10 protein-coding genes are annotated in these 14,068 nt (G+C 69.2%); all 10 read left to right on the forward strand.

Features of this window, described 5'->3' with window-relative positions:
• Positions 1–378: electron transfer flavoprotein subunit beta/FixA family protein (locus ACFZCY_RS40905; RefSeq protein WP_391185660.1), on the forward strand; the 378-nt coding region annotated here is incomplete at its 5' end.
• Positions 379–462: 84 nt separating this feature from the next.
• Positions 463–1,425 carry an FAD-binding protein gene (locus ACFZCY_RS40910; RefSeq protein ID WP_391185663.1) on the forward strand — a complete coding sequence of 321 codons (963 nt, stop codon included), beginning with the start codon at positions 463–465 and terminating at the stop codon, positions 1,423–1,425.
• A 147-nt stretch (positions 1,426–1,572) separates the two neighbouring features.
• Positions 1,573–4,824 carry a fused isobutyryl-CoA mutase/GTPase IcmF gene (gene icmF, locus ACFZCY_RS40915; protein ID WP_391185666.1) on the forward strand — a complete coding sequence of 1,084 codons (3,252 nt, stop codon included), beginning with the start codon at positions 1,573–1,575 and terminating at the stop codon, positions 4,822–4,824.
• A 53-nt stretch (positions 4,825–4,877) separates the two neighbouring features.
• Complete coding sequence (locus ACFZCY_RS40920; protein ID WP_391185669.1) at positions 4,878–6,026, forward strand: acetyl-CoA C-acetyltransferase; 1,149 nt, start codon at positions 4,878–4,880, stop codon at positions 6,024–6,026.
• A gap of 149 nt (positions 6,027–6,175) precedes the next feature.
• Positions 6,176–6,838 (forward strand): FCD domain-containing protein, encoded by a 663-nt coding sequence (locus ACFZCY_RS40925; RefSeq protein ID WP_391185672.1) that lies wholly within the window; start codon positions 6,176–6,178, stop codon positions 6,836–6,838.
• 359 nt (positions 6,839–7,197) lie between these two features.
• Positions 7,198–8,229, forward strand: coding sequence for an extracellular solute-binding protein (locus tag ACFZCY_RS40930; RefSeq protein ID WP_391185675.1), 1,032 nt, complete (start codon positions 7,198–7,200; stop codon positions 8,227–8,229).
• Between the two features lie 91 nt (positions 8,230–8,320).
• Positions 8,321–9,472, forward strand: a complete 1,152-nt coding sequence (locus ACFZCY_RS40935; protein ID WP_391185678.1) for an ATP-binding cassette domain-containing protein — start codon at positions 8,321–8,323, stop codon at positions 9,470–9,472.
• Positions 9,473–9,498: 26 nt separating this feature from the next.
• Positions 9,499–11,166 carry an ABC transporter permease subunit gene (locus tag ACFZCY_RS40940; protein ID WP_391185681.1) on the forward strand — a complete coding sequence of 556 codons (1,668 nt, stop codon included), beginning with the start codon at positions 9,499–9,501 and terminating at the stop codon, positions 11,164–11,166.
• Between the two features lie 26 nt (positions 11,167–11,192).
• Positions 11,193–12,815 (forward strand): thiamine pyrophosphate-binding protein, encoded by a 1,623-nt coding sequence (locus ACFZCY_RS40945; protein ID WP_391185687.1) that lies wholly within the window; start codon positions 11,193–11,195, stop codon positions 12,813–12,815.
• A 97-nt stretch (positions 12,816–12,912) separates the two neighbouring features.
• A complete protein-coding gene (locus ACFZCY_RS40950) occupies positions 12,913–14,067 on the forward strand; it encodes an acyl-CoA dehydrogenase family protein (protein ID WP_391185690.1) in 1,155 nt (384 codons plus the stop codon).
• Position 14,068: the final 1 nt, after the last annotated feature.

Raw genomic sequence — 14,068 nt, forward strand, 5'->3', positions numbered from 1 at the left:
CGCCTGGGCGTTCCGCAGGTCACGCTGCTGTCGGAGGTTTCGGTCGAGGACGGCACGGTCAAGGGCCGCCGGGACGGTGACACGGCGACCGAGCAGCTGGAGGCGTCGCTTCCGGCGGTGGTGTCGGTGACCGACCAGTCGGGTGAGGCCCGCTACCCGTCCTTCAAGGGCATCATGGCGGCCAAGAAGAAGCCGGTGACCTCCTGGGATCTGTCCGACCTCGACATCGAGGCCGAGGAGGTGGGCCTTGAGGGCGCCTGGACCGCGGTCGACGGCGCCGAGGAGCGCCCGGCCCGCACGGCGGGCACGATCGTCAAGGACGAGGGTGAGGGCGGCAAGCAGCTCGCCGCATTCCTCGCGGAGCGCAAGTTCGTCTGATTGCGCAGCCCGGCGGGTCGGACGTTCACCCCGAGCCGCCTCACCGCCCCGACCCCCTCGCATTCGCAGGAGAGAAGAAGTCCCATGGCTGAAGTCCTTGTCTATGTCGACCACGTGGACGGTGCCGTCCGCAAGCCCACCCTGGAGCTGCTGACGCTGGCCCGCCGGGTCGGCGAGCCTGTCGCGGTGGCTTTGGGTGCCGGTGCCGCGGACACCGCCGCCACCCTCGCCGAGTACGGCGCGGTGCGGGTGCTGACCGCTGACGCGCCGGAGTTCGCCGACTACCTCGTCGTACCGAAGGTGGACGCGCTCCAGGCCGCGTACCAGGCCGTGAACCCGGCCGCCGTGCTGGTTCCGTCCTCCGCGGAGGGCAAGGAGATCGCGGCCCGGCTCGCGGTCCGTATCGGCTCGGGCATCATCACCGACGCCGTCGACCTGGAGGCCGGCGTGGAGGGTCCGGTGGCGACGCAGTCGGTGTTCGCGGCCGCGTACACCACCAAGTCCCGGGTCACCAGGGGCACGCCGGTCATCACCGTCAAGCCGAACTCGGCCGCGCCGGAGGCGGCTCCGGCCGCGGGTGCCGCCGAGAGGCTGGAGGTGTCCTTCTCCGGGACCGCCACCGGCACCAAGGTCGTCTCCCGTGCCGCGCGGGAGTCGACGGGGCGTCCGGACCTGACCGAGGCCGCGATCGTCGTCTCGGGTGGCCGGGGTGTCGGCGGGGCGGAGAACTTCCCCGTCGTCGAGGCCCTCGCCGACTCGCTCGGTGCCGCGGTCGGCGCCTCGCGCGCCGCGGTGGACGCGGGCTGGTACCCGCACACCAACCAGGTGGGCCAGACGGGTAAGACCGTGTCCCCGCAGCTGTACATCGCGGCCGGTATCTCGGGTGCGATCCAGCACCGGGCCGGTATGCAGACCTCGAAGACCATCGTGGCCGTCAACAAGGACGCCGAGGCCCCGATCTTCGACCTGGTCGACTACGGCGTGGTCGGCGACCTCTTCGAGGTCGTCCCGCAGCTCACCGAGGAGATCAGGACCCGCAAGGGCTGACGCCGGATGTGGCGGTCGGGCGTGACGCGTCTGACAGTGACGGCGGGGGAGCCGGACCGTCTTCGGTCCGATGCCTGTCCGCCCGTTCATCCTTCCCGTCCATGAATGCGTTCGTGTCGCCTCGTCGGCGGCCGTCTGGAGGACGTTTTGTCTGCTCCCGCCCCCGCTGAGTCCCTGTACCGGCCGAAGCGGCCGGTCCGGTTGGTCACGGCTTCGAGCCTCTTCGACGGGCACGACGCGGCGATCAACATCATGCGCCGCATCCTGCAGTCCCAGGGGGCCGAGGTGGTGCACCTCGGGCACAACCGCTCGGTCGACGAGGTGGTGACGGCGGCGCTGGAGGAGGACGTCCAGGGCGTGGCCGTGAGCTCCTACCAGGGCGGGCACATCGAGTACTTCGAGTACCTGGTGGAGTTGCTCCGCGGGCGTGGCGCCGGACACGTGAAGGTCTTCGGGGGAGGCGGCGGGGTCATCGTCGCGGAGGAGATCGCACGACTGGCCCGTGCCGGGGTGCGGATCTTCTCTCCGGAGGACGGTCAACGCCTCGGCCTGGCCAAGATGATCAACTCGATCGTCGAGGCGTGTGACACCGCCCTGTGGGATGCGGCCCCGGCCGCGCTGGACAAGGTGCTGGCAGGGGAGAGGCCGGCGCTGGCCCGGCTGCTCACCGGCCTGGAGGCCGGTGCGGTGGCCGACCCCGAACTGCGCCTCTTGCGTGAAGCCGCGGCGTCCCGTCGTATACCGGTCCTCGGTATCACCGGCACCGGAGGCTCGGGGAAGTCCTCGCTGACCGACGAGCTGGTGCGCCGGCTGCGCACCGACCAGGAGGGCAGGCTCAAGGTGGCGGTGCTGGCGGTCGACCCGACCCGGCGGCGCGGTGGCGGAGCCCTGCTGGGCGACCGGATCCGCATGAACTGCCTGGATGGCGACACGGTCTTCTTCCGCTCGCTCGCCACCCGCGCCGGACGCGAGGTTCCCGAGGGCCTGGCGGATGCCATTGCGGCCTGTCAGGCGGCCGGTTTCGACCTGGTGATCGTGGAGACGCCGGGCATCGGGCAGGGGGACGCCGCGATCGTCCCGTACGTGGATGTGTCGCTGTACGTGATGACGCCGGAGTTCGGCGCGGCCTCCCAACTGGAGAAGATCGACATGCTCGACTTCGCCGACGTGGTGGCCATCAACAAGTTCGAGCGGCGCGGAGCCAAGGACGCGCTCCGTGATGTGGGCCGGCAACTGGTCCGCAACCGCGAGGCGTTCGGGCAGCGGCCGGAGGACATGCCGGTCTTCGGAACCAGCGCGTCGACCTTCCACGACGACGGGGTCACCGCGCTCTACCAGCATCTGCGGGACCTGTTCGCCGAACGCGGCCTGCCGGTGGCGCCCGGAGCGCTTCCCGAGGTGGCGGTGCGCCACTCCAGCGGCGCCACCCAGATCGTGCCCCCGTCCCGGGTGCGCTACTTGGCGGAGATCGCCGACACGGTGCGCGGCTACCACCAGCGGACCGGCATCCTGGCCGGGCAGGCACGCCGGATCCAGCAACTGGCGGCCGTACGCGACGAGCTCGCGGCGGCCGGCGCGAACACCGGCGACGTCGAGAAGCTGCTCCAGGACGCGGAGGACGTCTTCGCGCCGGAAGCACGCAGGTCGCTGGCCGACTGGGCGCAGACCGTAGGCGACTATTCCGGCGACGAACTCGTCGTGACCGTACGCGACCGTGAGCTGCGCACCGCCCTGGTCCGCGAGTCGCTGTCCGGCAACCGCATCCCCCGGGTGGCGCTGCCGCGCTACACCGACCATGGGGAGCTGCTGCGGTTCCTGCGCTCCGAGAACCTCCCGGGGTTCTTCCCGTTCGCCGCCGGGGTGTTCCCGTTCAAGCGGGAGGGCGAGGACCCGGCGCGGATGTTCGCCGGTGAGGGTGATCCGTTCCGTACCAACCGGCGCTTCCACTACCTGTCCGAGGACAGCGAGGCCACCCGGCTGTCCACGGCCTTCGACTCGGTCACCCTCTACGGCCGCGATCCCGACCCGCGTCCCGACATCTACGGCAAGGTGGGCACCTCGGGTGTGTCGGTGGCAACCCTGGAGGACATGAAGGCGCTGTACGACGGCTTCGACCTGACCTCGCCCACCACGTCGGTATCCATGACGATCAACGGGCCGGCCCCGACCATCCTCGCCTTCTTCCTCAACACCGCGATCGACCAGCAGCTCGACGCCTACGTCGCCGAACACGAACACGAGCCGACCGCCGAGGAGGCGGAGCGGATCCGGGGGCATGTGCTGCGCAGTGTCCGGGGCACGGTGCAGGCCGACATCCTCAAGGAGGACCAGGGCCAGAACACCTGCCTGTTCTCCACCGAGTTCAGCCTGCGGATGATGGCCGACATCCAGGAGTGGTTCATCGAGAAGGGGGTGCGCAACTTCTACTCGGTGTCCATCTCCGGGTACCACATCGCCGAGGCCGGGGCCAACCCGATCAGCCAGCTCGCCTTCACCCTCGCCAATGGCTTCACCTACGTCGAGGCCTACCTCGCCCGTGGGATGCGCATCGACGACTTCGCCCCCAACCTGTCGTTCTTCTTCTCCAACGGCATGGACCCGGAGTACTCCGTGCTCGGCCGGGTGGCCCGCCGCATCTGGGCGGTGACCCTGCGGGACCGTTACGGCGCCGGCGAACGGGGCCAGAAGCTGAAGTACCACGTGCAGACCTCCGGACGCTCCCTGCACGCCCAGGAGATGGACTTCAACGACATCCGCACCACCCTGCAGGCGCTGATCGCCATCTATGACAACTGCAACAGCCTGCACACCAACGCCTACGACGAGGCCGTCACCACTCCCACCGAGGACTCGGTGCGCCGGGCGCTGGCCATCCAGTTGATCATCAACCGGGAGTGGGGCCTGGCGATGAACGAGAACCCGCTACAGGGCTCTTTCGTCATCGACGAGCTCACGGACCTGGTGGAGGAGGCCGTGCTGAGCGAGTTCGAGCGGATCAGCGAGCGCGGGGGTGTGCTCGGGGCCATGGAGACCGGCTACCAGCGCGGCCGCATCCAGGACGAGTCCATGCTGTACGAGCAGCGCAAGCACGACGGCACCCTGCCCGTCATCGGCGTCAACACCTTCCGCCACCCGGACGCCGACACCGAACAGGCCCAGGTGGCCGTGGAGCTGGCGCGTGCCACCGAGGACGAGAAGCAGTCCCAGTTGAAGCGCGTCCACGACTTCCAGGCCCGCCACCGCGACCGGGCACCCGCCGCCCTGGCCGCCCTCAAGGAAGCCGCCACCAGCGGCCGCAACGTCTTCGCGGCGCTGATGGACGCCGCCCGGGTCTGCTCCCTGCAGCAGATCACCGAGGCCTTCTTCGAGGTCGGCGGGGAATACCGGCGCAACGTCTGACCGCGGACACACCCGACCCGACCATCCCGACCACCCGGACTCCGGAGCGCACCGTGACCGAAGCCTTCATCGTCGACGCCGTCCGCACCCCCGTGGGCCGCCGCAAGGGCGCGCTGAGCGGCGTGCATCCCGCGGACCTCGGAGCGCACGTACTGCGTGCGCTCATCGACCGGACCGGTATCGATCCCGGCTCCGTGGACGACGTGTACTTCGGCTGCGTGAGCCAGATCGGCGCGCAGACCGCCAACGTCGCCCGCACCTCCTGGCTGGCCGGCGGTCTGCCCCAGCACGTGCCGGGCACGACCATCGACCGGCAGTGCGGCTCGTCCCAGCAGGCCGTGCACTTCGCGGCCCAGGCCGTGATGTCCGGCTCCGCCGATCTCGTCGTGGCGGGCGGGGTCGAGGCGATGAGCCTGGTGCCCATCGGCAGCCCGGCCACGCTCGGCGAGCGCGAGGGCATGGGTGTCCCGTACGACGGGGAAGGCTGGCGCAGCCACTTCGGTGATCAGGAGATCTCCCAGTTCCGCGGGGCGGAGCTGATCGCGGAGAAGTGGGGCATCTCCCGGCAGGACATGGAGCGCTACGCACTGGCCAGTCACCGGCGGGCCCTGGCGGCCCAGGCGGGCGGGGCCTTCGCGGACGAGATCGTGCCGGCGTTCGGCCTGGAGGCCGACGAGGGGCCCCGCGCGGACACCTCGCCGGAGAAGATGGCGGGGCTGAAGCCCCTCACCGCGGGCGGCCGGCTGACCGCCGCGGTGTCCAGCCAGATCTCCGACGGGGCCGCCGCCCTGCTGGTCGCCTCCGAGGACGCGGTGCGCCGGCTCGGGCTGGCACCGCTGGCACGGGTGCACACCATGGCCGTCGTCGGTTCCGACCCCGTCCTCATGCTCACCGGGCCCATCCCCGCCACCGAGAAGATCCTGGACCGATCGGGAGTGCCGCTCGACCGGATCGACCTGGTGGAGATCAACGAGGCGTTCGCACCGGTGGTGCAGGCGTGGCTCGCGGAGACCGGCGCCGACCCGGAACGCACCAACGCCTTCGGCGGCGCGATCGCCCTCGGCCATCCCTTGGGTGCCACCGGCGCCCGCCTGATGACAACGCTGGTCCACCAGCTCTGCCGGACCGGCGGCCGCTACGGGCTGCAGACCATGTGCGAGGGGGGTGGCATGGCCAACGCGACCGTGGTGGAACGCGTGTGATCCGTGGCGGGCTTCTTGCACCTCGCACAGTCGAAGCGAGATAATGTATCAAAGATATGCGCCAAGGGGCGGGGAGGGATCGATCGCGGATCTTTGATATTGTCAACAGCCTCGCGGGACACGTCGCGAACCATGGATGAGGGAGCGGGATGGCGCGGCCAAACCTCCAGGATGAAGTCGCACGCTGGGTCCGCCGGGCGATCTTTGCCGGAGAGCTCAAGCCCGGGGAGCGCATCAACCAGGATGAACTCGCCGAGCGGCTCGAGCTGAGTAGGCTGCCCATTCGCGAGGCCATGATCGCCCTTGAGCGGGAAGGTCTCATCAAGACCATTCCGCGGCGCGGATCCTTCGTCTGGGACTTCCGCCGTCAGGACATCCTCGATCAGTACGAGGTCTACGCGATGGTCTCCGGGCTGGCGACCGAGCGGGCGGCGGCCAATCTCTCCAAGGAGGAGGTCGCCTCACTGCGTGCCGCGGTGGACGAGATGGCCTCTCACAAGGACCCGGCCCAACGGGAAGCCGCCAACGACCACTTCCATGCCATCATCAACCGGGCCAGCCGGTCTCCCCGGCTGATGTGGCTGCTCGGGCTCCTGGCGAGCAGCGTTCCGGTCGGGTTCCACGACTCCGGATGGGAGATCGCGGTGCGCGACCACCTCACGATCATCGAACACCTCGAGCGTGGTGACGCCGAGGCCGCCGCCGAGGCCATGCGGGGTCACATCCGCCGCACGGGCACGCACGCGGTGAGTTTTCTGCCTCTTCCGGACGACGCCGACGGCGACGACCCTGCTGAGCTGCCCGCGGGCTGACCGGCCAGGGCGAACCGGCCGATCGGTCGCCACCATGAATCAGCGAGGGGTCCGCTCACGGCCGCGTTCACGGCGTTGAGCCGCGGGCCCCTGGCCCGGGCCGCGTAGCGGCCGCTGCCCTGCTCCATACCGAGCACACGCCCCAGCCGTCCGGTATGGGGCGTTTTCGTGTCTCGAATGTGTCGCGCCGTTCGAGCTTGCACACCTCTTGACCGCCCATCTCGCGCCGGTATCTAATGAGGCTCATCCTGATCTTTTATCAGAAATATTTGAAGGAGTGAGCCGTCTTGATGCTCCCAGGCACACGCTGGGGCGCGCGGGGGGCCGCGTCTCAACGACTCTCACACTTCCGTCCCGTCGTGATCGCCCTCGTGATGGGGCTCGCACTGACCGCATGCGGTTCCGGGAAGGCCTCGCCGCACTGGAAACTGTCCGACCGGACGGGACCCAAGGGTGACGCGACGTGGCAGAAGCTCGTCCGGAACGCGAAGGCGGAAGGCGAGGTGGTCATCTACACCGCCCACGCCGAGGACACCATGAGCCAACTGGCGGCGGCCTTCAAAAAGAAGTACGGCATCAAGGTGCGCGTTTTCCGGGCCGCCGACAGCGATCTCGAACCCAAGCTCGACGCCGAGGCCAAGACCGGAAACCGTATCGCCGACATGGTCGGTATGACCGATGAGAACTACCTCCAGAAGAAGGCCGCGAGCGGCACGTTCGTCGATCCGCAGGGGCCGGCACTCGATTCCCCCGGGTTCGACCGGAAGGCGAACACTCTCGCTCCCCATGTGCTGCGATCGATGACGACCACGATGAGCTACGCGTGGAACACCGAGCGCTGGAGCAAGGGCCTCAAAGGCTTCCGCGACCTGCTCGACCCGAAACTGCGCGGCGGCAAGATCGGCATACTGGCTCCGTTCACGCCGGCGGTCATGGACTTCTACACCTATCTGGAGAAACGATACGGCGCGGATTTCCTCGATAAGCTCGCCCAGCAGAAGCCACGCATCTACCAGGCGGGCGCCGCGATGTCCGAAGGGCTGGCGTCCGGCGAGATCTACGCGGCCACCCAGGTCGCCCAGGCCGCGCTCTACCAGGCCAAGGACTCCGGTGCTCCGGTCAACGGCGGCCTTGCGCGTCCGGCATGGGCGGCGCCGTTCTACGAAGGCGTCCTGAAGGGCGCCAAGCATCCGCACGCCGCACAACTGCTGATGAACTACATCTTCACGCCGGCGGGCCAGGAGATCATCGCGAACCACACGGCATCCGTGCTCCCCGGAATCCCCGGGGTCGCGACGACCGCCGACAAGACGACCACGGGTGGCGTGATGAGCGCGAGCCCGGAGCAGTTCAGGGCCTTCGTCGACAAGTTCAACAAGATGTTCCGGTAGCCGGTCCGGGACCGAGCCGTCATGGCGGTGACGTTCCCACCTGTCGGCCTGCTCAAGACCGCACCGCCTGCTCATCGCCGAGAGGAAAGACATGTCCCACGTGTCGGTCAGCGGACTCACCCGTCGCTTCGACGGGAACCCACCCACGGTCGCGGTCGCGGACCTCGATCTCGAGATCGAGGACGGCGAATTCCTGGTTCTGCTGGGCCCGAGTGGCTGTGGGAAAACCACGACGCTCCGTTGTCTCGCCGGCCTGGAGAGCCCCGGGGCGGGAACGATCCGGCTGGGTGACTCAGTCGTCTTCGATCACGCGAGCAAAATCGATCTCCCGCCCAACAGGCGTTTCATCGGGATGGTGTTCCAGTCGTATGCCCTGTGGCCGCATATGACCGTGCGCGAGAACATCGGTTATCCCCTCAAGGCGAGGAAGATGAAAGAGGCTCTCGCGTCCGGCCGGGTCGAGGAGACCGCCGGACTGGTCGACTGCAAGGATCTGCTCGACCGCTATCCGTCCCAGCTCAGCGGCGGCCAGCAGCAGCGCGTGGCGCTGTCGCGAGGGCTCGTCGCACGGCCCGACCTGGTGCTCTTCGACGAACCGCTGAGCAACCTCGACGCCCGGTTGCGTGACCAGGTACGGGCAGAACTCCACGAACTGCACCAGCGCAAGCCGTTCACCGCCGTGTTCGTCACGCACGACCAGAGCGAGGCCCTCGCTCTCGGGGACCGGATGGCCATCATGCGATCCGGGGCGATCGAGCAACTGGGCTCTCCCCGGGACGTGTTCGAGGCCCCCGCCACGGAATACGTCGCGGCGTTCACCGGCATGTCGAACCGGATCGTCGCCCACTTCGCCGACGGCGTCTGGAAGTCGGGCACGGACGAGATCCTCGGCGCGATGCTCCGGCCGTCACATGCCGCGAGCGACGCCGTGGTACGGGTGCGCCCGGACGACGCGCGCCTGGCCACCGGGCCCGACTCGTTGGCCCCTCATGAGGCGGGCCTTGCGGCCGTCGTCGCGAATGTCGAGTTCGGCGGCAGGCATCTCGATGTGACGGTCGAGACCGGCGGCGGCCTCCGGCTGAGCGTACGGGCCGACATCCGCCGGCCCGACGACTTCCTCGGCGTACTGGGGCGCGGGGACCGGGTCGTCTTCGCCTTCGACACCGAGGCCGCCCGGTACTTCGACGCCACCGAGGGCGCCCGCCACCTTGCCGAGCCGGCTTCCGTCGGGGTGATCGCATGATGAGGAGGCCGTCCACCGCTCCGACCGTGCCTGACGTCCTTCGCGCGGCACCCGGACGACTCGGGCTGACCGCGCTCGCGGTCGTGATCGGATATCTGGTCGTCGCGCCTTTGGTGAGCCTCCAGATCAGGGCGTTCAGCGACGGAGCACAGGGCTACCGGCAGGCCTTCTCGGCCCATGGCATCGGCCGTGCCGTCCTCAACACGGTCTGGCTCGCCGTCGGGTCCGTCGCGCTGGCACTCGTGGCCGGCACCGTGCTGGCATGGGCCGCCGGCAGGCTGCCCCGGAAGCTGCGGTTCCTGCGGATCTTCCCGATGCTCCCCCTGGTCCTTCCCGCGGTGGCATCGGTGGTGGGCTGGTCCTTCCTGGCGTCGCCCAGCGCCGGCTACCTGAACACCGTGCTGCGCCTCCTGCCTTTCTGGTCCGGCCGGTCCGAGGGCCCGCTCGACGTGACCTCGATCGAATGGATCATCTTCATCACCGGCGTCTCCCTCAGCGCCTTCGTCTACGTGTTCGTCTCGTCCGGACTGCGGAACATCGGTGAGGACCTCCAGGAGGCGGCCCGGGCGAGCGGGGCCGGGCGGCTGAAGGTGTTCTTCACCGTCACGCTTCCGCTGCTGCGTCCCTCCCTGGTCTACGCGGCCGGAGTCGTGCTGCTGCTGAGTCTCGGGCAGCTCACGGCGCCTCTGCTGCTGGGGACCAGTTCCGGGGTGGAGGTTCTCACCACCGAGATGTACCGGCATGTCTCGCAGACCCCCGTGGAATACGGCCCGGCCGCCGCACTCGGCTCGCCGCTGCTCATCGCCGGGATCCTCGTCGTCCTGGCACAGAAGCGGCTGCTGGGCGGCGAGTCGCGGTTCGTCACGCACACCGGGAAGGGCATGCGCACCCCGGGAGGGTCGTCGGCCCTCTCCGTCGTCGTCATCGTGCTCTACGCCGCGGTCTCGAGTGTGCTGCCGATCTGCGCCCTGGCCTTCGTCGCGCTGTCGCCGTACTGGACGGGAAGGCTGTCCTTCGCCAGGCTGTCGCTGGAGAACTTCAACGAGCTGTTCGCACAGCCGGAGGCGGCGTCGGCGATCGTCAACAGTGTCACCTACGCGGTGGCGGCCATGGCGATCACTCTGCCCCTCGGGTTCGCGGTGGCGTGCGTGCTGATCCGCGGACAGCGTTACCGGGTGATCCGCGTCGTCCTCGACTTCCTGGTGTCGATGCCGCTCGGGATACCTGCGGTGATCTTCGGTGCCGGTTTCCTGATCACCTACACCTCGCGCCCCTTCGTGCTGTACGGGACGCCGTGGGTGATGATCCTCGCCTACGTCACCCTGATGATCCCGTTCGCCACCCGGATGCAGCTCTCCACCCTCCTCGCACTGGGGCGCGGGTACATCGAGGCCGCCCGGGCGAGCGGGGCCGGTCTCGTCCGGACCTACGCGACCATCGTGCTGCCGCTCGTGCGCTCGAGCCTGGCCGGGTCGGCGGCCTTGCTGTTCGTGTTGCTGACCCATGAGTTCACGGCCTCGCTCCTCGTGCGGTCCTCGACCACCCGGGTCATGGGCACGCTGCTGTACGACTACTGGAACAACGGCAGCTATCCGATGGTGGCGGCCGTCGCCCTGGTGATGACCGCCGTGACGGCCGCCGGTGTCAGCCTGGCGATGCTACTCGGCGGCTCCGACACGCTGAGCAAGATGTGATGGCCCGTGAGGTGAACGGAGTAGCCATGTTGTTCCACGAAGCGACCGCGCGGGCGCTGTCCGAGCACGGCGTCACCACCGTGTTCGGGGTGCTGGGCGACGCCAACCTCTATGCGATGGACGCCTTTCAGCGCCAAGCGGGAGGGACCTTCGTCTCGATGGCGAACGAGGCCGGCGCCGTCCTCGCGGCGAACGGGTACGCGCGGACATCGGGCCATCTCGGTGTCGCCACCGTCACCCACGGCCCCGCGCTGACCAACACGGTGACCGCGCTGGTGGAGAGCGTCAGGGACCGCACACCGATCCTGCTGATCGCGGGGGACACCGCGGTCGCGGACCGGGAGAACTTCCAGAACATCTCCCAGCGGGACGTGGTGATGCCGACCGGCGCCGGTTTCGAACAGGTCCGCACCCCGCGGACGATCGCCGAGGACCTGACGACGGCGATCCGCCGGGCGCTCCTGGAGCGCCGTCCCGTGGTGCTCAACATGCCGGTGGACTTCCAGTGGGAGCAGGTGACGTACGCGCCGCTTTCCCCCACGTGGCCGGCTGCGCAGGCCGTGCGGCCGGATCCGGAGGTGATGGACCGGGCCGTGGGCATCGTGGCGTCCGCCGAGCGCCCCGTCGTCCTGGCCGGGCAGGGGGCCGTGACGCCCGATGCGCGCACGGCGCTGCTGCGCCTGGCGAGCCGGATCGGGGCGCCGGTCGCGACGACGCTGCGTGCGCGCGACCTCTTCCGGGGCGAGCCGTACGAACTCGGGATCTTCGGGACGCTCTCCGATCAGAGCGCCTTGGACACCATCACGCGGAGCGACTGCGTCGTGGCGTTCGGGGCGTCGCTGAACAAGTGGACGACGGTCGAAGGCTCGTTGCTGAAAGGCAAGAAGCTCGTCCACGTCGATGTCGACCTCCTCGCGCCGACGCGGCACTCGGCCGTGCAGGTGGAAGTCGTCGGCGATGCCACGGCGGTGGCCGACGCTTTGGTCGCGTGGCTCGACGAGGCCGAGGTCAAGCCCACGGGATTCGCCTCACCGAAGCTCGCCGAGCAACTGGCCGGCCGGACGCGTCATGGGTTCCCGGACCGTGGCACGGACTCCACGGTGGACCTGCGCACCGCGCTCATGCGGCTGGAGTCGACGTTCCCGGAGGAGCGCACGCTCGTCCTCGACGGCGGGCGGTTCATCCACCATGCCTTGAGGATCCTGCGGGTGCCGGAACCCCGCGCGTACGTGCACACCGTCAACTTCGGTTCCATCGGGCTGGGCATGGGAAACGCCGTCGGGGCCGCTTTCGGTATGCCCGGGCGGCCGACGCTGCTGGTGACCGGAGATGGTGGCTTCATGCTGGGCGGGCTCGCGGAGTTCGGCTCCGCGGTCCGGCACGGGCTGGACCTGGTGGTGGTGGTTCTCAACGACGGGGCCTACGGCGCGGAGCACATCCAGTTGCGCGACAAGGGCATGGACCCGGCGATCTCGACCTTCGCATGGCCGGATCTCGGGCCGGTGGCCACCGCTCTCGGCGGGCAGGGCCTCACCGTACGGAACCGGGCCGAACTCGATGAGGCGCTGGCGGCGATCGAGCACCGGGACCGGCCCGTTCTCGTCGACGTGAAGATCGATCCCGATGCCGTGCCGGCCCCGGACCACTGACCGAGGCGGTTGGGAGTATCGCGCCCTCATCCGAGGGCCATTGCGGCAATATCAATGATATTTAATCAGAAGCAGCGGAGGCTTGTGAGGAGTGGCGATGACACAGGCAGTGGCCGAGGACCGGAGCCTGGCCGACTGGCGCGCGGAACTGCGCGCCTGGCTCGGCGAACACGTGCCGCGGACTCTTCCCCCGCTCGACGGCCATGCCGCCGCGGCGGATTACCGGGCCTGGGAACGGAAGCTGGCCGACGCCGGGTACGCAGCCGTGCACTGGCCGGTGGAGCACGGCGGACGCGACGCGGGCGAACGGGAGCGCCTCGTCTTCCAGGAGGAGTACGAGCGGGCGCACGGCCCGGTGCGGATCAACATCCAGGGGCTGATGCTGGCGGGCCCGACCCTCATGGCGTTCGGCACGGAACGGCAGCGGCGCCGCTGGCTGCCGGCGATGCTGCGCGCGGACGAGGTGTGGTGCCAGGGGTTCAGCGAGCCGGACGCGGGGAGCGACCTGGCCTCCCTTCGCACCCGGGCCGTCCGCAGCGGTGACGAGCTGGTCGTCAACGGACAGAAGATCTGGACCACCGGAGCCCACTACTCCGACTGGATCTTCGCCCTGGTCCGCACGGACAACGCCGGGCCCAAGCACCGCGGTATCACGTGGGTGATGATCGACCTGCGGGCGCCCGGGGTGACTGTCCGTCCCATCATGCAGCTCAACGGCCGGCCCGAGTTCGCCGAGATCTTCTTCGAGGACGTACGGGTTCCCCTCGACAACGTCGTCGGGGGAATCGGCAACGGCTGGCGCGTCGCCATGACGGCGCTCGGCTTCGAGCGAGGAGTCGGACGGCGCAGTTACGTCCAGTACCTCAACCGTCTCGAACGGCTGCGCCGGGTCGTCGCCTCGGCGGGTGTGCGACTCGATCCGGCGGTCGAGCTGGAGTTCGGCGACGTGCTGGCCCAGGTGCTCATGTACCGGGACTACACGAACCGGGTGGCCGCCGAGGCCACCTCCGACCCTCCGACGTCGACCGCCGCCTACAACAAGCTCATCTGGTCCGAGCTGCAGGTGCGGCTGTTCCAGCTGGGGGAGAGCGTGCTGCGCGCCACGGGGGATCTGCGCGACGGGGCGCCGACGGAGCGCGCGGAGGAGTGGATGGCCGAGTACTGGTACTCACGCGCCGCCCGCATCTTCGCGGGGACCAACCAGATCCAGAAGAACATCATTGCCGAGCGCGTGCTCGGGATGCCGAGGTGAG

This window comes from Streptomyces sp. NPDC007983 (genome assembly GCF_042958345.1).
Classification (GTDB): Bacteria; Actinomycetota; Actinomycetes; order Streptomycetales; family Streptomycetaceae; genus Streptomyces.